This is a genomic window from Longimicrobium sp. (assembly GCA_036389795.1).
GTDB lineage: Bacteria > Gemmatimonadota > Gemmatimonadetes > Longimicrobiales > Longimicrobiaceae > Longimicrobium.
The window spans coordinates 54338-76441 of the sequence record DASVWD010000070.1 but is presented as its reverse complement, the minus strand read 5'-3'; the positions used below and the strand labels follow the sequence as shown (position 1 = coordinate 76441).

At 67.5% G+C, this 22104-nt stretch carries 19 protein-coding genes; 9 read left to right on the top strand and 10 right to left on the bottom strand.

Annotated features, from left to right (window positions below):
- Positions 1–57 precede the first annotated feature (57 nt).
- The 9 genes from VF746_08840 to VF746_08800 form a co-directional block, all read right to left on the bottom strand.
- Positions 58–459 carry a VOC family protein gene (locus VF746_08840; protein HEX8692511.1) on the bottom strand — a complete coding sequence of 134 codons (402 nt, stop codon included), beginning with the start codon at positions 457–459 and terminating at the stop codon, positions 58–60.
- Between the two features lie 315 nt (positions 460–774).
- On the bottom strand, positions 775–1809 hold the full coding sequence (locus tag VF746_08835; protein ID HEX8692510.1) for an alpha/beta fold hydrolase: 1035 nt from the start codon (positions 1807–1809) through the stop codon (positions 775–777).
- 205 nt (positions 1810–2014) lie between these two features.
- Positions 2015–2452, bottom strand: a complete 438-nt coding sequence (locus VF746_08830) for a VOC family protein (protein HEX8692509.1) — start codon at positions 2450–2452, stop codon at positions 2015–2017.
- 323 nt (positions 2453–2775) lie between these two features.
- Positions 2776–4080: a serine hydrolase domain-containing protein gene (locus tag VF746_08825; protein HEX8692508.1), complete on the bottom strand. Its 1305-nt coding sequence runs from the start codon at positions 4078–4080 to the stop codon at positions 2776–2778.
- Between the two features lie 264 nt (positions 4081–4344).
- The gene (locus VF746_08820) at positions 4345–4809 is read right to left on the bottom strand and encodes a glycine-rich domain-containing protein-like (GenBank protein ID HEX8692507.1); all 465 of its coding nucleotides are present in this window, start codon (positions 4807–4809) and stop codon (positions 4345–4347) included.
- Positions 4810–5148: 339 nt separating this feature from the next.
- Positions 5149–6771, bottom strand: a complete 1623-nt coding sequence (locus tag VF746_08815) for a hypothetical protein (GenBank protein HEX8692506.1) — start codon at positions 6769–6771, stop codon at positions 5149–5151.
- Positions 6772–6990: 219 nt separating this feature from the next.
- Entirely contained in the window at positions 6991–7389 is a 399-nt protein-coding gene (locus VF746_08810; protein ID HEX8692505.1) for a hypothetical protein, read from the bottom strand.
- 887 nt (positions 7390–8276) lie between these two features.
- Positions 8277–9119, bottom strand: coding sequence for a helix-turn-helix domain-containing protein (locus VF746_08805; protein ID HEX8692504.1), 843 nt, complete (start codon positions 9117–9119; stop codon positions 8277–8279).
- A 356-nt stretch (positions 9120–9475) separates the two neighbouring features.
- A complete protein-coding gene (locus tag VF746_08800; GenBank protein ID HEX8692503.1) occupies positions 9476–10762 on the bottom strand; it encodes a hypothetical protein in 1287 nt (428 codons plus the stop codon).
- Between the two features lie 368 nt (positions 10763–11130).
- Between VF746_08800 and VF746_08795 the strand changes: the two genes are divergently transcribed.
- The 9 genes from VF746_08795 to VF746_08755 all read left to right on the top strand — a co-directional run bounded on the left by VF746_08795 (position 11131) and on the right by VF746_08755 (position 20424).
- Positions 11131–11586: a hypothetical protein gene (locus VF746_08795; protein HEX8692502.1), complete on the top strand. Its 456-nt coding sequence runs from the start codon at positions 11131–11133 to the stop codon at positions 11584–11586.
- Between the two features lie 359 nt (positions 11587–11945).
- Positions 11946–12878: a S1/P1 nuclease gene (locus VF746_08790; protein ID HEX8692501.1), complete on the top strand. Its 933-nt coding sequence runs from the start codon at positions 11946–11948 to the stop codon at positions 12876–12878.
- A gap of 119 nt (positions 12879–12997) precedes the next feature.
- Complete coding sequence (locus VF746_08785) at positions 12998–14617, top strand: DUF5995 family protein (protein ID HEX8692500.1); 1620 nt, start codon at positions 12998–13000, stop codon at positions 14615–14617.
- A 416-nt stretch (positions 14618–15033) separates the two neighbouring features.
- A complete protein-coding gene (locus VF746_08780; GenBank protein ID HEX8692499.1) occupies positions 15034–16191 on the top strand; it encodes a class I SAM-dependent methyltransferase in 1158 nt (385 codons plus the stop codon).
- Between the two features lie 337 nt (positions 16192–16528).
- Positions 16529–17119 (top strand): hypothetical protein, encoded by a 591-nt coding sequence (locus VF746_08775; protein HEX8692498.1) that lies wholly within the window; start codon positions 16529–16531, stop codon positions 17117–17119.
- Between the two features lie 95 nt (positions 17120–17214).
- Positions 17215–17958 (top strand): hypothetical protein, encoded by a 744-nt coding sequence (locus VF746_08770; protein HEX8692497.1) that lies wholly within the window; start codon positions 17215–17217, stop codon positions 17956–17958.
- Positions 17928–18731 carry a M90 family metallopeptidase gene (locus VF746_08765; GenBank protein ID HEX8692496.1) on the top strand — a complete coding sequence of 268 codons (804 nt, stop codon included), beginning with the start codon at positions 17928–17930 and terminating at the stop codon, positions 18729–18731. Before VF746_08770 ends, VF746_08765 begins: the two co-directional genes overlap by 31 nt.
- Before the next feature lie 180 nt (positions 18732–18911).
- Entirely contained in the window at positions 18912–19289 is a 378-nt protein-coding gene (locus tag VF746_08760) for a hypothetical protein (GenBank protein ID HEX8692495.1), read from the top strand.
- Positions 19279–20424, top strand: coding sequence for a hypothetical protein (locus tag VF746_08755; GenBank protein ID HEX8692494.1), 1146 nt, complete (start codon positions 19279–19281; stop codon positions 20422–20424). Before VF746_08760 ends, VF746_08755 begins: the two co-directional genes overlap by 11 nt.
- Positions 20425–20763: 339 nt before the next feature.
- Here VF746_08755 and VF746_08750 read toward each other — a convergent pair whose 3' ends face one another.
- Positions 20764–21726 (bottom strand): YegS/Rv2252/BmrU family lipid kinase, encoded by a 963-nt coding sequence (locus VF746_08750; GenBank protein ID HEX8692493.1) that lies wholly within the window; start codon positions 21724–21726, stop codon positions 20764–20766.
- Positions 21727–22104: the final 378 nt, after the last annotated feature.

The window sequence follows — 22104 nt, the reverse complement described above, 5'->3', positions numbered from 1 at the left end:
AAGGACTCAGGACTAAGGACCCAGAACTAAGGACTCAGGACTAAGGACTTCTTTTCCTCAGACGTGGGGGAAGCCGGGGTTCCAGGCGACTTCCCACAGGAAGCCGTCGGGGTCGGCGAAGTAGCCGGTGACGCCGCCCCAGTCGGCGCGGTGCGCGGGCTTCAGCACCCGCCCGCCCGCGGCCTCCACCTCGGCCAGCAGCGCCGCCACCTCGTCGCCCGAGCGGACGTTGTGGGCCAGCGAGAAGCGCGGGAAGCCGGTGCCGCCGTCGTCGGGCACCCCCGCGTCGGCCGCCAGCAGGTGCCGCGGCCAGAGCGCCAGCCACGTCTTCCCCAGCTCGAAGAAGGCCACCTCGGGCGGCGTGGGGAGGCGCGGCAGCCGCAGCACCTCTTCGTAGAAGCGCGTGGCGCGCTCCAGGTCGCTCACGCCGAGGGTGACGAAGCTGAGCCGTGGCTCCATCGCCTGAACTCAGGGAACAGGGGATAGGGAACAGGGGACGGCCTGCGACCGCACCGCCTCCCTCTTTGCTTTGCTACATGGGCGCGGCGTCCCCGAAATATAACCGAAACGACGTCGCCGCGCACGCGTCTCGTACGCGGAGCAGAACTCCGAACCGCTGCCTTGAGAACAGCGATCTCACGCAGAGGAAGCAGAGGTAGCAGAGAACTTCGGTGGCGGCCTGACGCCGAGTCCAGCCGCGGGGCGGCGCGCGGGGAGCTATGGATGCTGAGGACGCATGCGCCGCCCCGTCAGCTGCAACGACTCGTCAGGCAGCTAACGCACCGAGGCTCGCGCCGCCGCCCGCCGTTGGATCCACCGTGCCTGCGACTCGAAGAGCTCCTTCACGAATCCGCCCGTCGGCTCGCGCATGAGATGGTCGGCTTCGGGGAGCACCGTGACGCTCACCGCCGCGTTCCCGCCGGCGCGCAAAGCCCGCTCGAGCCGCACCCGGCTGTCGGTCGAAATGATGGGGCGGTCACGGCCGCCGTAGATCGCCAGGACGGGCACCTGGACGCGGGCCCAGGCGGTGTCCGGATCGAAGGTGACGATTTCGCGAAAGTGCTGCCAGGACCAGTGTCCCTCGGGGGGAAGCGCCTTGATCGGGAAATCGGGGAACCAGCGAGCCGACTGCGCTCGGGCGAACACCCGCTCCAGGCTGTCGCGTCCCTGGCCGGTCCGTGCGACCTGAACTCCGAGGCGGTACAGGGCGAGGGCCTCGCGCACCTCCTCGTCCGGGTGTCCACGCGCCCGCAGCGCGTCGGTTATGCCGTCGGCGTCCAACTCGGCAGCCGGGAGCGCAGGACCGGAGACGACGACCACGAACGCAGTGGCCGGGTCGCGTGTCGCAACGAGTGGTGCCGTGAACGCGCCACGACTCAGAGCCCAGACGCCGACGGCGCGTGGGTCGATGTCTGGCCGAGACCGGAGGTACCGTGCCACGGCGATGGCGTCCGACGCAAGATCGCCGAAGGTCGGTAGCACAGGGTTGCCGGTAGATGCGCCGACGCCGCGCATGTCGTAGGCTAGAACAGCGATCCCGTGCGCCGCTAGACTGTCTGCGTAGGCGCGGTAGTCGCTCCGCCGCTCCAGGCCGGCCGCGTGCAGCATCACCACGGCGGGGGCGCGCCCCGGCGCATCGGGGCGGCTCAGCGTCGCGGCGAGCGATGCCCCGGCGGCCTCGATGCGCACGGTGTCGTGGACCACCCCGCGCGCCGAGTTGGCCTGCGGCCCGCCGCGCGCGAGGGATGTGCAGCCGCCGGTGACCGCGGGGATGCACAGGGTAAGCACGAAATGTAAACTGGGTCGCATCTCCCTCCCGTGAGGGCCGGTGACTGCCTAACGACACAAGGGCAGGGGTGCGGGGCCGCCGCGCAAGACTTTCGTCCGCTGAAAGCATGGAAGGCCCCGCATCCCCTGCAGCCGATTGTCAGGCCTGGTGGGGACCAGCATTGCACTTCCAAGTTGAACCTGAGCCGCTGTTGTCACAGGGTTTGTGTCAAGTCTTGTGCAGGCCCTACCTGAGTTCCTGGGCGAGCCCGATGAGAATTCCCTCAGGCCCCCGGATGTAGCACAGCCGATACGCGTCTTTGTACTGGACCACTCGATCCACGAGCTCCGCGCCGCGATTGCGGAGTCGGCCGAGGGTATCCTCGAGGTCCACTACGGTGAACATGACGCGGAGGTAACCGAGAGCGTTCACCGGCGCCTTGCGGTGATCGGCGATCACCGGCGGCGCGAGGAATCGGGATATCTCGAGCCGGCTGTGCCCGTCCGGTGTACGCATCATGGCGATCTCGACGCGCATGTCGCGCAGCCCGGTGACGCCCTCTGCCCAGTCTCCTTCGATCGGGGCGCGCCCTTCGAGCTCGAGACCGAGCTCGGTGAAGAACTCGATGGCGGCATCGATGTCTTCCACCACGATGCCGACGTTGTCCATTCGCTTGACCGTCATTGACGTTCCATTCGTTGCGGCCTTTCGAGGGCGTGAGCGACCGTGCCTGGTCCGAGGTCCGCGAGGCCTGCGGTATGAGCAACCAGAGGCCTGACACCAGGTTCAGCCGCGCCGGGCTGCACCGCTGCCTGCATCTGCACCGTCACTCAGGCCCGGCGTCCGCTGCAACGCCTGGTTCGGCGGCGTAGGCGCCGACACAAACCTGGCGAGCCGCATGGGCGAGCGCCTGCCTGCGCCGCCGGCGCCAGATCAGGGCAACCGATCCCACGAGGATGAGAGCGGAAACGCCGCTCACCGCCTCTCGGACGCCTCTGCGCCTCACGTCATCGGAAGGTCGAAAACAGGTCGTGCGTCGGAAATGAGGTGACGCCCGCAAGCGCATTCCATAGTGCGGCATCGAGCTCGGCGTCGAAGTTGGTTCCGGAGCGAGCGTTGAACAGCGCGACCCACGAGAAGTTGTGATACGAGCGCACGAGAATGCTCGTCGTGCCGGGCAGCGATCCCCCGTGCGACCAGGTCGCGTCGCCCTGGGTGGGGCGAACCAGCCATCCACCTGCGTAGTAGCACGCGCCGGCACATAATGCGGGGCCGTTGCTGGTCATCTCCGCGACGAGTGCAGCGCTGAGGATGTCCGGACGATCGGCGCGGCCGTCGACGCCGGCCACGAATCGCAAAAGATCGACGGTCGACGAGACCCAGCCGCCGTGTGAATCCATCGCTTCGAGGTAGTAGCCCCCGTAGTTGATGGGCACCGTGCCTTCGCCCGGGAAAACGGATGGCACCAGCGGCGCGGTCAGGCCCATCCCGGGTTCCTCCGGTAGATAGTACTTCACCTCGTCTGCGAGCGCGTCGCGCATGCGCGTCTTGCCCAGCCGCGTGCGATTGGCCCCCACGGGCTGCAGCACGCGTGTGCGCACGTAGTCCTCGTACGGCATGCCGCTCAAGCGCTCGATCACGCGACCGAGAATGGCATAGCCAAAATTCGAGTAGACGAACTTCTCGCCGGGATTGAAGTCGAACGGCATTCCCTTCATGTAGCGGATCACGGTCTCAGCGGACGCCGGCGCGGGCGCGTTGACCGCGGCTGCGGCGATCGCCGGCCGAAACATCGGGTCGAATCCGCCATTCGGCTTGTCACGATCCCAGCCCCCGGTGTGGTTGAGCAGCTGCCGGATGGTGATCTGCTCCCACCGCGGATCGACGGTCGCTCCCTGTGCAGGGGCGAGGTGCGCGATGAACGGCGCAACACGATCGTCGAGCTTGAGCTTGCCGTCTTCGACGAGCTTCATGATGGCGACGCTGGTGATCGGCTTGGACACGCTGGCGATCCGGAACAGCGCGTCGGGCTGCACCGGCGTCTTGTTCTCGACGTCCGCGTAACCAAAGCCGCGCGCATAGATCAGCTTGCCATCGCGCAGCACGGCAACCGCGCCACCGGGAATGGCGTACTTCCGCATCAAATCGGGGATGATCTGATCGTAAGACCCCATTCCCGGCACAGCAGCACCGCTGATCGGAATCTCCGCGGGAGGCGTAACCGGAGGAGAGAAAGGCGGCGGGTCCTTGTCGCATGCGACGACCGACGCAGCCACCAACAATCCAGTCATCAACGCTCTTGCGCGTTTCATAAGCACTTTCCGATCGCGGTTGTGCGTGCGGAGTCGCCTCGTGGGACGACCGAACCCGGCACGATCGGGGCCGGAGCAGGAGGCTTCGGCCCAGCATGCGGCTGCCAGCCGACCGAGGGCGTGAAGGAGGGTAGCCGCCGAACGACACAAGGGTCAGGGGTGCGGGGCCGGCGCGCAAGCCTTTCGTCCAGCCGAAAGCATGGACGGCCCCGCATCCCCTGCAGCCGATTGTTAGGCCGCGACTGCACGTGTATTCAGGGGTGTCTACTTTTTACAGGCATGCCAGCAACGGTTCACGCAATCACGCTTGCACTTCACCCCTCGTGAGTCATTCGACGTATACGGCTCACCAAACTCTTTCTCCCACAACTCAGCAGTGTGCTGGAACGTCGCAGCGAGCACGGGAGCTTCGTCTTCCTCGGCTCCAAAGCCTCCATCGTGATCTATGATCTCACCGAAGTTAGCAATACAGTCGCGATAATACGCGACGGGGTGGAGCATATGCGCATGCCACATCTCGTCTATGTCGCGAGTGGGTGCTAGGGACGTTTGCGGGTAGCGCTTGATGAGCGTGAGAAACCTGAGGTAGCGAGCAGCCGATTCGACGGCCTCAGCTTCTGGAAGATTGGAGAAGAAGCCGTTCTCCGCCTTTCGAACGGCAGCAGCCAAATTCACGGAGATGGTTACGTCGTCACCGTGCACCGTACTCGCACTCGTCGTCTCAAGCATGATTTCCTCCGGATGTGAAGTGAAGGTAACAGGGAGAGGTTGGGCGGACACGACTGGAACGAACGCCGGGATGGTTTACAGCGGCCTAACGATACAAGGGTCAGGGATGCGGGGCCGGCGCGCAAGACTTCCGTCCGCCGAGAGCATGGGCGGCCCCGCATCCCCTGCAGCCGATTATTAGGCCGCGTCTGCGCTTAAGCATCAGGTTTCGACTCCCATTCTTCGGGTGAGACTGACATTCTTCATTGGTGGCGACAATCTGCCTCCAGCCCGTTGTCTACGTCATCTTGCATGCGAGTTGGACCACCCGTAACCAACCGGGCGTACTTCCCTTGCTTGTCAAACACCAGTCTGCGCGATTTCGCCATCGTCTACAAGCCTTTGAATTTTTGCGTCGTGCTCGTCAGGATCCGCGCCACTCAACCGCTCGTGACCGAGGCTCTTTGTGAAGGAAAAAAATGGGAGCATAAAACCGTAATCAAACACGTATTGACTGAACACCTCCCCTGGCCGTTCGGCAGATACCACCACGCGTCGAGTAACATGGAGAAGACGTGAATCTAACAACCGTTGAATCACTGGTCTCGATTGGCTTTCTGCACCTAAGTAGAAGTCACGCCTTTTTGCTTCGGAAACCAGTACCCGTACGATGTGCTGCATAACGAACCGGAGATCACTCGGCACGTTAGGAAGCTTGTGAAGGTATGTGTAATCAACGGCAGCCTTTCGCGTCGCCTCGAGACCGATTCCCTGCGTTCGCCTGGGCCCCGACCTTTGGAAAGCATCTGCAAACACCTGAATGAAATCGCGCAGGTTGCCTTCTGACGCATGGACAAGTTCCGCAAATACGCTCCCGCTCTCAAAGAGCGCGTCCACCAACCCAGAAGGCGTTGTTATATGATGCCTCGATTCCAAGTATCCGTCCGGTAATTCAGACCGTAGATGGTGCAACAAAACATCCGCGAAGGTGGCCACGAGACCTTCTGGGTTCATCTCAAACGTATAGAAGTCGTCCAGGTGTCGGGCTGCAGCGATGTCAGCGCCGAGTTCAAAGCCTATTTGTTCGTTGCCTTCAAACTTGAGGAACACAGACCGGTGCTCTAGAGCGGCAATTTTGAGAACTGCGATTGGGAGCGGCATTATACTACGCTTCAGAAATTCGGCGAGATAGGGCTGCAACTCGGGCGGCAGTGAAGACCACTCGTCAAGGAAGATTACCAACTGGAGGCCAGCGGCGTCGAGCACGCTCCTAAGCGATTGGCCAATCATTGGAAAGTGGACCTTATCGTGTTGCACTGCTTGATATTCCTGTGTCACCTCACGTGAATTCGACCCTGTGCTCCCAAGTTTTGCGGTAATTTTGGGGCGGTTATCGAACTCCGCAGATACCTCTCTACTCTTACCCCCTTCACTGCGGCTGACATTGGTGTATGAGGTCGGAAGAAACTCTGTTACTGGCTCTGCAAACGCCGTATCCAACGCTTCAAGGCCTTCGATCGCAACATCTGAGTGCAGGTTTCCATGTTCACCAATATGGCGAAGGATTCCGTTTCTGACGGCAAACAGAATGTCTCGGAACAGGGCAAGACAACGATCGTGGATGCTAGCTTTAGGATCTGTGAACTGTGGTGAACTTCCCAGCGTTCGCACATCGATCAGCACGGGACAGATTGCCTCGTGCCGCGCCAGCCGCGACGCTTGGTACGTGAACACGTGGGTCTTCCCCGTGCCGCGTCTGCCGTGGATTATCTGGTCATTCGCATTGTCCAACTGCTGTAATACGCCAGTATCCACGAAAACATCAGAGAGCTTGGTAGGGTCCGGTTGATCGTCGGCGCGTATCCGGATATTGGTAACCGCCCGCGCGACCACAGGATCGGCTAAAAGCATTCTGTCCCCTTGGAGAACGATGTAAGAAATTTCTGAGCGGACCTCAGGTGCCCACCTCAGCACATCTTTCATTAAGCGAGCGTGGACACAAGGAGGGTGGCCAAGCGGCCTAACGCCACAAGGGTCAGGGGTGCGGGGCCGGCGCGCAAGCCTGTCGTCCGCCGAAAACATGCCCGGCCCCGCATCCCCTGCAGCCGATTGTTAGGCCGCGGGCGCCCTCACTGATGGGCGCCCCTCCGTCGGTCTGCAGCGGCTCGTTAACCAGACCTGTGATTGCACATCGCCGGACCCCTAGAGCGCCCTACCCTCGGCCTTGTACAACACCGCGATGCCGTAACCTACGCAAACGGCCGACGCGACACCGAGCCCGACGAGTCTGACGATCAACCAGCCAGTTGGGCCGCCCACATCTTCCGGTGACAGGACCAAGCCTGCGAGCCCCATTAGCACAAAGAGGGCATACACGATGCCTGCTATCGTGGCAACACCTCCGAACAGTTTCTGATGCGCCGTGGAGCCGTCCCAGAGCGCTGCGGTTGCCGCGCCGCCTGCTACTGTTGCGACGCCAAAGCCGAAAGAGCCACGAGCGACTTTATCTATGGGGTTCCCATACCGCGCTAACGTCACAAAGAGGCCGGCCGCGAACGCGACAGTTAGCGGGAAGGTGAGCCAACCGAGAAAAGTTCTCATTAGAACCTCCGGAATCAGGAGCGGGGTCTTTCGTAGGCGGCAGCGCGTTTCAGTAGAATTGCAGAATGGTTTCGCCGTCGCCGGCAGTCTGTTCGGACATCAATCGCGGCAGGCGACTAGCGATCACCAGACCGATGGTTGGTCGGCCTAACATCATAGTAGACCGCGCCCCGCAGCATATCCGCAGATACGCAGCGGGCTATACGCAGCGTAGCGCTCTTGCGATCCGAATAAATGGACTAACTTACACGGCCATCACCTCTCCCTCCGCAGGATATTACGCCGCTACACCGCACCCATCAAGACGAATGTCGGAACCCAGGCTGCTGGACCGTGTCCGCCGAGCAGGCGTACGTCCACTGGGTGCGCCGCTACGTGATCCATCACGGGAAGCGGCACCCGGCCGAGCTCGGCGCCGCCCACGTCTCCGCGTTCCTCGCCCACCCGGCGACGAAGCAGGACGTCGCCGCGTCCACGCAGAACCAGGCGCTCAACGCACTCGTCTTCCTCTACCGGCACGTGCTCGCGCTTCCGCTTCCCGAGCTGGACGGGCTGCTGCGGGCGAAGCGGCCGGCAAGGCTGCCGGTGGTGTTCACGCGCCGGGAGGTGAAGGCCGTGCTCGCCGGGCTGCATGGCACCCATGCGCTCATCGGCGGTCTGCCTGGTGCAGGTGGGCTCGGAGCGCAACCTGGCGCGGCTGGAGGGGGCGAGTGGGATGGATCGTGGGATGACTCCGGCGGCAAAGTCCGGCATTCCGGCTGCTGGAATCCGGCAGGCTCTTCCGGAACATCCAGGATTTGCAACGTTTTCGGTACTCTCTCGGATTCCGTTGCCGACTCTGCGTGGGAATGCTTCTGGAATGGTGATCGGGGTGAGTCGCGGCGGGCTCAGGCGGGGCCGTCGGGCCGCGCGCGGGCGGCGCGGGGCGGGGCGCGGCGCACGTCTTCGCGGCGGCTGCGCAGCTCGGCGTTGAAGCCGGCGGCGGTGCGCTCGAAGGCGCCCTCGCGGCGCAGCTCGCGGCTGCCGGCGCCCAGCAGCGCGCCCAGCGCCCGGCGCAGCGAGCGGTCGGTGGCGTAGCCGCAGGCGGCGGCCGCGGCGCGCAGCGTCCGGCCGCCGTCTTCCAGCAGCAGCGCCGCCAGCAGCAGGCGCATCCACACCTGCAGGCGCCGCGGCCCGGGGAGCGCGGCGGCCTCGCACCACCGCCCCAGCGTCTGCTCGGAGACTCCCAGCCGCGCGGCCAGGTCGGGGACGCTCCCTCCGTCGGCTGCCACCTCGGCGGCGGCGCGCAGGAGCACGCGGGCCTCGGCCGAGGTGAAGCGCGAGAGGGCGGCCTCCAGGCGGCGCTTGAGTGGCCGGGCGTGCGCGGAGGCCAGGACCCGCGCGGCCGTCTCGGGCGGCTCGCGGCCCAGCCCCAGCAGCTCGCTGGCGCCGGCGGCCAGGAGCGCGCGCGCGTGGCCGACGGCTCCGGGCACGATTTCCAGCGCGGCGACCACGGTGGCCGAGGGGTAGCGCCCCAGCAGGCGGAACAGGCGCGGGTCGGGCTCGCCGCCGCCGGGGCAGGCGTCCACCAGCACCACGGCGCTGGGCGGGGCGCGCTCCACCGCCGCGAACAGGCGCTCCCAGTCCGGCAGCTCGGCCACGGCGAAGGGGCCCGGCCGCTCCACGTACGGGCGCAGGCGCTCGGAGCGGAGCACCAGCAGCGGCCGCGCCGGTGGTCGCGAAGCGGTCATTTTCAGCGTGTTGATGATTGGGCGTCCATTTTACCGGAGGAACATGATGGAGGGCTCACCCGCCGGTCAACCTCTGTCGCGGAGCCCTTCCCATGAAACGGTGCGTCCTTCTCCTGCTCGCCGCCCTCGCCGCCTGCGCTTCCCCCTCTGCGGTGCCGGACGAGCCGGCCTTCACCGACCTCCCCGGCTCGGCGCGTACGGACGAGGTCCCGCAGGATTCGTCATCGGCGCGCGGTGGCAACATGATGGGGTCCGGCCGCACGAGTTCCTCTTCCGAAGACCGCGGCGGCAACATGATGGGCGGGGGCTGAGTACGGCGGTTCACTCTGGAGGAAGGAAATGCGCCTCATCTCAGATCAACTCTGCTTACGGGCTAATTCTGTGAGCGCGACGACGAATCGCTGCGCAAGCTGTTCGGCGGGTTGCTGACTCACGGCTAATGCGGCCGGTCGAATGATGTTATCGGCGTTCCGGCGGCTGCGGGCTGCGGACAGATAGTCCTCCGCCCGCACTTGAATATCGGCCTGCCCGTATTCACGGCTCGCTTGAATCGCCTCGCAGAAGGCATCTTCGGCCCGTTGCCACTCACCGAGATGTGCGGCACCAAGGCCCAGGTCGAGGAGTGCAGCCGCGAGTGTCGTTCGGACCGGAGAGGACGCCAGCAAGGTGAAGGCATCTTGCCAGGCTCCCTCGAAGGCGACTCGATCATCCGCCGCACCCGCTGCGCGCGCGGTGGCTGAGAGCACCTGAATGCGCTGGGCAGGCTGCGGAAAGTGCGGAACGAGACGCTGGAACACGGGGAGCGCGCGCCGAGGATATCCTCGTGAAAGCCAGTAGTAGGCGAGGTCGTAAGCCAGCGCGGGGAGCCTGTGATGGTGGGGTAAAAAGCGTTCGGCCGCACCGCGTGCGTACTCCTCGGCGATCTCCATCTGTTCGGTGGTTACCGCGAGTACGAACAGGTTGTGGAGTGCTTCACCTTCGAGCGTCCGTAACTTGTGTCGGCTGGCGACCCGGCGCGCTTGCCGGAGCGTGGTCCAGGCTTTCGGTATCGCACCCTGCTGCCAGAACACCATCCCCAGGCTGTTGAGGCTGAGCACCAGGGATTCCCAATCGTGCTGGCGGCGGCTGACGATGCGCGCCCGGCGCAGCCAGAGCACGGCGTCGCGCATGCGGCCGTGGGTCTTGTACGTGCGGCCGGCGACGAGCGCCCAGCGGCCGCTGGCGGGAGCGCAGAGGGCGGCGGCCTCGGCGAAGACGAGGGCGGTGTCGGGGGCGTCGTGGGCGAGCGCCCAGTCGGTCACGTGCAGGCAGGCCCAGGCGAGCTTCCCCGGGTCGGTGCGCGCGGGGTCGGCGATCTGCCCCAGGATCACGGCCAGCGGGTCGCGCAGCGCGGGCTCCAGCGCGCTCCGCAGCACCTCCTCTTCGCGCGCCCGGAGCTGTTCGGTGAGCGGCCACGACTCGCCCGGCGGGTGGCCGGCGAAGAGGAGGACGGTGCGATAGACCTCGAAGAGCGGCACGGCGCACGCGGGGTCCACCTCGCGCAGGATCGGCTCTCCGCCCGGCTCGGCGGTGGGCAGGACGGTGCGGTCGAAGAACTCCAGTGCGGGGGGGCCGCGGCGGGGGCCGGCGGGCTCTCTCGTCATCGGGGGCGGGGGCGGTCGGTTCCCGGGTGCCGGGGCGCGCCCGGGGATGGGCGCCCGCGGCGCATTGTAAACGGGCCGTGGATGCCCGTCCACACGGGAAAATGACCGCTTCGGGAATGCGCCCGGGCCGCACCCCGGCCGCCGCCGCGGTCCGGCGCCGCTGGGGGATGCGCGGGTCCGGCGCGCAATGTCCGCTTGGGCGACGTTCGCCCGCCGGAAAGGAGAGGGCGCGCCCCCGCAAAGTGCGTATTCGTGCCGCGGAAGCATATATTGTCACCCGTCGTCACGCCCCGGCCCGCGCGCGCGTTCTTGCAGCGGAGCCGGCGGTATGCACCGCGACCCCGCAACCCGTCGCGACGAGGAAGACGATGAAGAAGCTCGCCCTCACCACCGTCCTCGTGCTCGCTACCGCGTGCGGCAGCAGCAGCGGCAGCAGCGTCCCCACCCTGAGCTCCGAAGACAACGGCGGCGCCTTCCAGCTCGGCTTCGACTGGCGCCAGGAGGCCGGGCCGTACCGGTCCCAGCCGGTGGTCACCGCCGCGGGTGGGGCGAGGGAGATCGTGGTCGACGCTCACCTGAGCGCCTCCTCCCCGTGCCACAAGCTCACCGCCGACGCCCGCTCCAACGACGGGCGGACGGTGGAGCTCGAGGTGCGCATCCTCTCCGACGCTCCGGTCTGCGCCGCCTCCATCGGCAACTTCGGGTACACGGCGCGCATGCGCGGCCTGGCGCCGGGCACCTACACCGTGCGCGTGCGGCACCTGTATCCCGGCACCGGCTGGCCGAGCGGGACGGTGCTGGAGACCCCCGTCACCGTGCGGTGAGCGGAGGAGCGCCGGCGGATTGACGCAGCCGGCGTTCGGAGTACATTGGAAGCAATTGAAGCAGGCGTTTTTGCGCGGTCGGGAGCGGGCTCGGTTCGCGAGCCCCAGCGAGCACAGGTTCGCCCCGACCGCGCCTGCTTTTCATGGTCTCGAATCGAGCCGTTGTTGAAGCCTCGCGCGGTTGCGAGGCTCTCCGCCGTTCCAGCCGCGGGTTCACCCGCATTCCCCCGCGCGTCATCCCATCCCTTCCCGCGTTTCCAGCGGTGCGCCGCGTCGGGCACGGTTGACGCCGGGCGGTCCGGGCGCGAAGCTGTCCGCCTGTCGTGGGGCAGACGTTCACCTGTGCCGCAAGCCGCAGAATGCCGAAGCCGAAGACCGTCCTCGCCGCCCTGGCCGCCCTCGTGGCCGTGGCCGGCTCCGCCGCCCCCGCCCGCGCCTGGGACGAGCTGGGCCACCGCGTGGTCGCGCGCATCGCCTGGGAGAACATGACGCCCGAGGCGCGCGCCGCGGCCGTCCGCCTGCTGGAGAACGGGCCCCTGAACGCCGGGCTGCGCGAGCTGCTCCCGGCCGTCGGCACGCCCGAAGAGCGCCAGCGCGAGCTGTTCGTGATGGCGGCGTACTGGCCCGACATGATCCGCGGCCGCGAGCACCCGGGCTACCGCTTCGCGCACTCCGACTGGCACTACGTCAACTTCTTCTGGGAGCAGAAGCCCGACGGCTCGAAGGTCGACCGCGACGACCTCCCCCGCGCCGGGCTCCTGCTGGACCAGCTGCAGCGAATCCGCACCGGGCTGGCCGACGCCTCGCGCCCCGACTCGCTGCGCGCGGTGGACCTGGCCTGGGCGCTGCACCTGGTGGGCGACGCGCACCAGCCCCTGCACAACAGCGCGCGCATCACGGCCCAGGACCCCGAGGGCGACCGCGGCGCGAACTCGTTCCTGCTCAAGGGAGTCTACCCGTTCAGCAACCTGCACTCGTACTGGGACGGCCTGGTGGGCCTCTCCGTCCCCTGGGCCGCCGGCGACCGCGGCGAGGCCGACTACGTGGGGAGCATCGCCCGGCGCGTGATGCTGGCGTACCCGCCGCGGCGGATGGACGGCCGGCTCTACCCCGGCGAGTTCGAGCGCTGGTCGCGCGAAGGGGTGCGCGTCGCGCAGAACGTCGCCTACACCACGCTGCGGAACGAGCGCCCCTCGCTCGCCTACCGCGACCGCGCCTGGGCCGCCGCCGAGCCGCGCGTGGCGCTCGGCGGCTACCGCCTGGCGGAGCTGCTGAACCGCGCGCTGGGCTGAACCGCCAGGGAACAGGGGACAGGGGACAGCCAGCACCCCGCTTCCGCCGTTGCCGGCCGTCCCCTGTCCCCTGTAACCTGTCCCCTGCCGTCGTCTCCTCCTCTTCCCCGAAGGCCCGCATGCCCGCGTCCGCCCTGATCGCCCTCCTCGACCAGCCCTGGCAGACCATCGACGACGTGGTCGACGGCCTGATGGTGCTGGAGCACTGGCTGCGCGAGCGGCGCGACCGGCGCGCGGTGTTCGCCTCGGCGTACCTCGACATCACCTTGGCCGTGCGGCGCCGCAGCTCCGAGGGCCACTTCTTCGCCGACGACGCCTGGGTGCGCCGCTACGACGTGGCCTTCGCCAACCTGTACCGCGAGGCGCTCTTCGCCTTTGCCCGGGGCGACCACCAGAACGTCCCCAAGGCGTGGCGCTTCTCGTTCGAGACCAGCGCCACGGGCGACGCCCTGGTGCTGCAGGACCTGCTGCTGGGGATCAACGCCCACATCAACCACGACCTGCCGCTGGCGCTGGAGCAGGTCTCCATCGACCCGCGCGAGGGCCGCCTGGCCGACCACACCAGGGTCAACGAGGCGCTCCAGGCCGCCACCGACCCGCTGCAGGACCGCATCGCCGGGCTGTACGCGCCGGCGCTCCGGGTGCTGGACCGCATCGCCGGGCGGATCGACGAGGACATCGCCGGCTTCAGCGTCCGCAAGGCGCGCCAGGCGTGCTGGGACAACGCCGTGCTCCTGGCCGAGGCGGGGAGCGACGAGGGCCGCGCCGCCGTGCGCCGCCGGCTGGACGACTCCTCGGCCGTGCTGGCGCGGCTCATCCTCACCTCGCTCCCGGCCGGCGGCCCGCTCACCCGGGCGCTCAAGGAGATGGAGGAGCACGTCCCCTGGTGGGAGCTGCTCCCGGTGGCCGGCGGCGCCGACGGCGGGGCGGGGCCCGCGCCCGTCGAGCCCGAGCCGCCGCTGGTGGGAAGCCTGGACGAGCTGATCGCGAAGCTGGAGGAGACGGTGCGGCGCTTCGACGCGGCCCGCAGCCGGCTCTCCGTGTACCCCAGCACCTACCTGTTCATGGAGCGGCGCTTCCGGGAGGCGCTCGCCGGCGGCGGCGGCGGCTTCGAGGACCGCGCCTGGGCGGAGCTGCTGGACCGGCACTTCGCCACCCGCTACTTCCGCGCGCTGGAGGCGCACGAGGCCGGGCGCGCCGCCGAGGTCCCCGAGTGCTGGAAGGCCGCCTTCTCCGCGGCGACAGGAGGAAAGACAACGCTGGTGCAGGACCTGGCGCTGGCGGTGAACGCCCGGCTCAACTACGACCTGCCGCTGGCGCTGCTGGCGGCCGGCGTGGGCCAGGGCGCCGAGCGCGAGCGGCGCCGGCGCGACCTGCTGAAGTTCGAGGCGCTCTTCCGGGCGTCGATCGACCCCGTGCAGGACATGCTGGCGGCCAAGTACAGCCCCTTCCTGAAGGTGCTGGACCTGGCGGGCCTCCGGCTCGACGAGTTCCTGGTGGACTTCAGCTACCGCCGCGCGCGCGACGCCGCCTGGGACAACGCCGTGCGCCTGGCCGACTGCGCCAGCCCCGAGGAGCGCGCCCTCCTGGTGCGCGAGATCGACCGCCGCGCCGCCGACGTGGCCAACCGCATCCTGCTGCGCACCGTCATCGGCGGCGGCTGGGTCGCCCAGGCCGTGCGCCAGGTGGAGGACCGGTGGCAGGGGCGGTGGTCGGCGTGGGTGGAGCCGGAGGGGTGAGTGCGTGAGTGCGAAAGTGCGAAGTGCGAAAGTGCGAAAGTCCGCACCCGGTGTCATTCTGAGGCCCGGCCGCGCGGAACCCGCATCGCACGGATGACCGCAGGGCCGAAGAATCTTCTCACCCTGGCAGGTGGGCTGGGCGCGGCAGCGGCACGGATGCCGGCCTGGCACGATCCCGTGACCGCCCGTGGCTCGTCGGTTCCGACGAGCTGCCGCCGGGTGCTCTCCGCGTCTTTTTGTGCCCCTACGGCGCGCGTCGCCCGGTCCCCCAGAGCACAGACAAACTCAAAGTTTGGCCTTGCAATTCAGTTGCAGTTTGGCGGCCGGCCTTTAGACTGATTCCCTCGAAAAGAGAATGGAGTATCGGGTTTCCGTCCATCGTTCCCGCGGGGCCGGGGGAAGAGGAGGAACTGGCGATGGAGAGGGCGTACCGGCGGGTGGTGGCGAAGCTCCACCGGCGCTACGAGGAGTTCGCCGGGGCGTACGGCGGGGCGGTGCCGTTCGCGGTGGAGGCGGGCGGCCTGCGGCAGGTGTTCGGCGGCGGGGAGCCGGCCTTCACCTTCGTGGCGCACGGGCGCGAGGGCGTGGCCGCGCTCGGCTCGCTCGACGGGCTGCTGGTGGGCGAGGCGTACCTCAAGGGCGCGCTCGACGTCGAGGGCGACCTGCTGCGCGTGCTCTCGCTGCGCGACCTCTTCCGCGACCGGCATCCGCTGCTCTGGGCCTGGAAGTTCGTCCGCCCCCTGCTCCGGGGGCAGGTGAGGAGCGACGCCGCCTTCATCGCCGACCACTACGACGAAGACCCCGACTTCTACCTCCTCTTCCTGGACCGCGCCCACCGCTGCTACTCGCAGGGCGTCTTCGCCCATGACGACGAGCCGCTGGAGGCCGGGATCGAGCGCAAGCTGCAGTTCGCGCTGGACTCCGTCGGCGTGAAGGAGGGCGACCGCGTGCTGGACGTGGGCGGCGGGTGGGGGGCGTTCACCGAGTTCGCCGGCAGGCGCGGCGTCCGGGTGACCTCGCTCACCATCTCGCGCGCGTCGGAGCGCTTCATCAACGGCATGATCGAGCGGTTGAGGCTCCCCTGCCGCGTGGCGCGCGAGCACCTGTTCGCGCACCAGCCCGGGGAGAAGTACGACGCCATCGTGAACCTGGGCGTGACCGAGCACCTCCCCGACTACGGGCGGACGCTGCAGAAGTACGCCAGCCTGCTCAAGCCGGGCGGGCGCGTGTGCCTGGACGCCAGCGCCACGCGGGTGAAGTACGCCGTCTCCGCCTTCTTCGAGCGCCACGTCTTCCGCGGCAACGGCTCGCCCGTGTGCCTGCACGACTACATGGCCGCGGTGGCGCGCTCGCCCTTCGCGGTCATGGGCGTCTACAACGACACCCGCAACTACGAGCTCACCACCCGCCGCTGGGCCGAGAACCTGGACCGCCACCGCGCGGAGATCGAGGCGCGCTGGGGGAAGGAGCAGTACCGCCGCTTCCAGGTCTACCTCTGGGGCTGCGTCGACGGCTTCCGCCGCGACGTGGTGCAGGCGTACCGCTGGGTGCTGGAGCTCCGGCACCCGGCCTGAGCGCTCGTACCTTCCGGCCGTAGAGTTCGGACCGCACGCCTTTCGTTCGGAAACGGACCAGGGCGGCGCCATACCACGTTGCCGGGCATTGTTCCGGTTCATCCGAATAATCTCACGCAGAGCAGCAGAGTCAGCAGAGAACACCCGAAGTTCTCTGCTGACTCTGCGTGAGACATTCAGTTCAAATCTGGATCCCGAACAAATCTCGGCAATTCAGGATCACATCACACCTCGTCGGGCGAAGCTGTATCGTCCTTGCTTTCGACTCGTCTCTCCCTCAACGTGAGAAGATCCCTCCTCTGGTTTGATGTCCGTGTCCCGTTCATGCGAGGTCTCCGTGAATCCCGATCTTTCGCTCTACAGCTTTCTGCTCGGTCTCGGCGGGGCGGTCGTCGCGTTCCTCGCCAACGACTACGTGAAGGAGTTCCTGACCGCCCACCGCTACCGCAAGGGCCTGGTCGGCGACCTCGACCTGTTCGTCAGGGAAGCGCGGGGAGCGGTGCGCTTCATGACTAGGCTGTGCGAAGAACTCGATACGGAAGCCGCCGGAGAGCCACGGCCGGCCTTTCTCTGGGCGGCCTCCGTCGATCTGCACCGGGAACTCCACGTCCGCTCCCACTACCTGCGGTCCGACGAGTACCGTGCCTGCCAGGCGGCCTACCAGGCGCTGGCCAGGGTGGGGCAGATCGTCGCCGTCTATAACCAGGCGCTTCGTGACGCGGTGATCGTTCCCGAGCAGCGGGAGGGGGGCATGCGCGTCGCGAAGGTGTGCCGGGAGCTCCTGATCGTCGAGTACGGGCGCGTCGAGGATTTCGGCTCCAGGGCGCTCTTGCTGTTCGCCAGGGGCCGGCCGTTCCTGTTCCTGGACGAATCCAAATACCGGCGGAACGAACTCCCCACGGCAGGGGCAGGGGTGCGCGCGCCGTAGGGAAGCACGCGGCCCTTGACGCGGCGGGGCGCGAGACGAACGTTTCACGCGCTCCGCGCCGGGCCCGGCGCGCCGTCCACCCGCTGGAGACCCTCGTGCGCCCTGCCACGCTCGCGCTGGCCGCCCTGATCTTCCTTCCCGCCGCCGCCCGTGCGCAGGAAGCGGCGGACAGCGCCGCCGCCGTCCGCAACGGCACCCGCATCCGCATCACCGGCGGTGCCGGCGCGCGGGTGGACGGGCGCTTCTGGTTCGCCCGCTCCGACACCGTCTGGCTCACGGGCGTGAGGAGCGACCGCAGGTTCCCGGTGCCGCTCACCGGGAGCGAGCGGTTCGAGGTCACGCGCGGCCGCCGCCGCGAGCTGTGGAGCGGGAGCGGCGCCCTCCTGGGCGCCGCGCTCGGCGTGCTGGTCTCGCAGCTCAACGGCAGCGACACCGGCGCCAACGCCAGCGCCCACAACACCGCAGAAGCCGTCTACGCAGGCGCGGCCGGCCTGATCGGGGGCGGGCTCATCGGCTGGTTCTCGGCCCCGCTGCGCTGGCACCGCGTCCCTCCCCCCGCGCAGATCCCCACCTTCTCCGGCGTCCCGCCCGAGCCGCCCGCGCCGGCCGACTCCGCCGCGCCCGTGGTTCCGCCGCCTCCGCCGGATCCGGCGCCCCCTCCCCCTCCGGAGCCGGCGCCTCCGCCGCCCCCGCCCCCGGCGCCGCCTCCTCCTCCGGAGCCGGCGCCTCCGCCGCCTCCACCCCCGGCGCCGCCCCCGCCCCCGCCGCCTCCGCCTCCGGCGTTCCGGGCCGGCGCGGCCGCGGGCGGGTGCCTCGCGTCCCCGTGTTCGGCTTCCTGAAGCGGCGCAGGCGGGCGCGCCTCCGCGCCCAGCCGATCCCGCCGGAGTGGCGGGAGATCGTCAAGCGCAACGTCCCGCTCTTCCGCCGCCTCCCGCCGGAGGACGGCGAGGAGCTGCTGCGGAAGGTGCGGGTCTTCCTGGCCGAGAAGCGCTTCGAGGGGTGCGGCGGGCTGGAGCTGACCGACGAGATGCGGGTGACCGTCGCCGCGCAGGCGTGCCTGCCGATCCTCAAGCTGGACGACGACTACTACCCGCGCCTGCGCTCGATCCTGGTCTACCCCGACACCTTCGTCGCCCGCCGCGAGCGCCGGGAGGGCGCGGTGGTGCACGAGGGGCACGAATCGCTGCTCGGCGAGTCGTGGCAGGGCGGGGCCGTGGTGCTCTCCTGGGCGAGCGTGCGGGCGGGCGCGGCCAACCCGCTGGACGGCGAGAACGTGGTGCTGCACGAGTTCGCGCACCAGCTCGACCAGGAGGACGGCGCGCCGGACGGCACCCCGGTCCTGCACTCGTGGAGCGCCTACGGCCCGTGGGCGCGCGTGCTGAGCGAGGACTACCTGGAGCTGCGTGAGTCGGTGGCGAAGGGGCGCGAGGAGCTGCTGGACGCGTACGGCGCCACCGACGAGGCCGAGTTCTTCGCGGTGGCGTCGCAGACCTTCTTCGAGAAGCCGGTGGCGCTCGAGCGCGAGCACCCCGAGCTGTACGACCAGCTCCGCGCCTACTACCGCCAGGACCCCGCCGCCCTTCTCAGCGCGCGGCCCGAGAAGGACGCGTAACCGTCGCCCCGCCGGTGCGGAGCCCGCCCCCCGCACCGAAGCCGCGTCTGCACCGACGGAGGGCAACTCGACTCAGCCGTAACGACAGTCACTTTGTCTCTCCTCGGAAGGTACACACAAGGTTCGAACCCAGTACCAATGGATGAAAACCGCCACAACCGAGGAAAGGAGTATCTCATCATGCCAGCAATGCTCTCCGCCAGCGACGTAAAGGATGTTCTGTTCGCGGTTTGGCCTGCGGAAAGCGATGCCGTCGGACCGGAGCTCATTGAGATGATCGCAGAAGGTGAGACAAACTTCGAGTATGACGAGGGTGGTTCTCACCTCGATTTCGGTGCGATGATCGAGCTTTTGAAATTGAGTGTCGAAATGATTTCGATCGGACTTACCGTCCGGGAGATCGTTCAAGGACTTAACGCTCCTCGGCGAAACGCGTTCATTACGATGTTCGAGCAGTTCCTGCAGTCCGAGTTCGAGCGAATTCCTCCTGAGAAGCGTCGGGCCCTCCTCGACGAGGCCGTGCGGCGCGCAGAGACCGGCTCTCTCCATGATACCTGACATAGTGAAATGGGCAGTTGACCGCCTCTACCGCGAAGTTATCCAGTCGTTCACGATTTTCCCGGTGGTGGCCGTTCCTTTTATCCTAATGGTCTACCATCCGTCGTTTGGGAGCGTGCTGCTGGTGATTGCGGCTTTTATCTTCGACCTGCTGCTAAGCACGCTCAATCTGGAGATTGCCGCCCAGCGCGGATTGGAGGATTTGAGGAAATATCTTGCTCACTACCCCGAGATCACCTTCGTGGAACACGATCTCTCAAAGACCCTGCCTCCAGAACTCAAAGATGAACTTGCAAATGAAACCCTGGCGCATGGTCTGCCGCGGTACTTACAAATCAACAAGCCTCCCAAAGGCGCGCTTCGGCCTTCGGTAATCACGTCCTTCACCGTTCCTACTCGGAGCCGCGTGCTCCAGTCGTGTCTGATCTTCGACTACAGCCCGCCCGTAAGTTCTGATCCCGTAAGGACGTTCAGAGTCTTGCACGAGGTCTGCCACGCGTCAACGAGGATACTGTTCGGCAGTAGGCAATACCGCTGGCAGACCGACGACTTTGTCTCGGCCGGCCTGCCTCTTCCCTTCGTCATCTCGTGGACCCCTCGTTCATTGCTGCTCGCGGCCGTATGGCTGGGCGGATACCTACTGCTGCTTCGAAAGTCTGCGCACTTCCAGAGGACTTATTGCTGGGTTGAGTCTCAGACGGATCTGATGGCATTGCGGTTCCTGAACAGAAAGCAAGTCGTCGGACTCCACGAGCGAGTCGTAACCCTGCGATTGCTTCGTGACAGTCGAATGAGTGCGGATGAAAACGATCTCCGGCTGCGGCGACTCGAGCAACTGATCGGCACGGTCGCGACCGAATGGCGAATCCCGTCCCAGTTGACCGGCCGGGATGTGCTGCTCGACTGCCTGATCGTAGTTTGGCTGTTCGCTTTGGGCTCCCAGATCGAGGCGCGGGTAGGGCTGGTCTTTGGCATGATCGCCTTGATCAGTTCAGTGCTGGCTTACGTCTTCGTAGACGCTTGGATGTGGCGTGAGACACAGCGCCTGGAGTTCATGGCATATGAGGAGCTCAAAGGAAGAGTGGATATGGTGCAGCGAATGGAAGCCCCGTTACATCCTGTGGGCTCGGCCTAATGATCCCACATTCACCACCCGCTTGGAACGCGGAGTACTGGCAACCCCACCCGTATGGCTCACGCGCGGCGCCTTCGGGGAACTCGCCCACCGGCGTGGTCGCGACTAGGAACCCGCGACCGAGGCTTGAGCTTGTGATTGTGGACAGTGCCGGCGCGTCTTCACGATTCGTATCCGGCCGGGGCGTCACACGTTACGGCATCCGCGCGGCATAGCTCGACCGGCGGATGCCGGCTCGTGCGCGGGAGGCGGCCTCTCGCGCCGATGCCGCCTGTGCCCGGACTTGCAGGCTCCCTACGAACCACATCCGTGGAGAAGATCAGGGGCGAAGATCCCGGATCAACTCTCCTCTCCCTTTCCCTCCTTCGCCTTCCCGTCCCCCTCCTCCGGCAGCTCCGGCACCATCAGCGTCAGGCGGTGCGGGGCCAGGTCGTACTCGAAGCGGCGGCTGCAGAGCGGCTCGCCGTCGGCGTTCACGGTCAGCTCGTGGTCCGCCTCGACGAGCAGCTCGCGCACCTTGCGGTAGGTGACGTGCGGGTTGTTGACGTGGCGTCCGGCGCGGATGCTGGGCGCGATGCGGACGGCTTCCAGGTGGCTCATCCGCTCCACGATGCACACGTCCAGCAGCCGGTCCTCCATGTCGGCCTCGGCGGTGATGTAGTTGCCGCCGCCGGTGCGCCGCGCGTTCCCCACCGCGAAGATCAGGAAGTCGCCGTCGTGCAGCGTCTCGCCGTCGGAGGTGAAGCGCCCGCGCGAGACCTCCAGCCGCACGAACTTGCGCACCCCGGTCACCACGTACGCCACCGGCCCCAGCAGGCGCTTGAGCTCGTCGGACGACTCCTCGGTGGCCTCGGCGCCGAAGCCGCCGGTGGAGACGTTCAGGAAGCAGCGCCCGTTCACCCGCCCCACGTCCACCTCCAGCGGGATCCCCGCCACCGCGATGGCCAGCGCCGCCTCCGGGTCGCCGCCGGGGATGCCGAGCCCGCCCGCCAGGTCGTTGGCGGTGCCCATCGGCACGATCCCCAGCCGCGGCAGCACCGGCACCTTCCCGTCGGCCTCGCGCCCCTCGATCCACTCGTAGAGCCCGTTCACCACCTCGTTGATGGTGCCGTCGCCGCCGGCCGCCACCACCAGGTCGGCCCCGTACTCGGCAGACTTCCAGGCGAAGCGCGAGGCGTCGCCCGTCTCGAACGTCATGCGCGGGTGCACCACGTGCCCGGCTTCGCGCAGCTTCTCCACGCCGCGGCGGAGCGCCTCCACCGCGTCGAACGAGGGCGGGTTGATGACGACGCTGATGTGCACCGGGCCGGGCTCGGGTCGGGGGAATCGGCGTGATCTCGCGCCCGCGCAGGCGCAAGTTCCCCGCCAGATGAACCGAAGTGCGTGAGTGCGGAAGTGCGTGAGTGCGGAAGGCCGGGGAACCGGCTGCGTCGCGCGAAGGCTGCTTGCCGCCCATCGGCCGGGATCCGCCGGTCGAGGGATGCCTCGCCCTACGAGCCACCATCCTCCGCACCGAGCCCGCGTAAAGTCCACCCTCTCCCGAAGTTGGGAGAGGGTTGCCGCTCTAAGGCGGCGGGTGAGGGCCCCCCGCGGCCGCACCGCCGCTCATCGAAGCGCCGCGAATCCTCCCCCCCGGCGCACTTCGCACTCCCGCACTTCGCGCTTCGCACCACAAGCTTC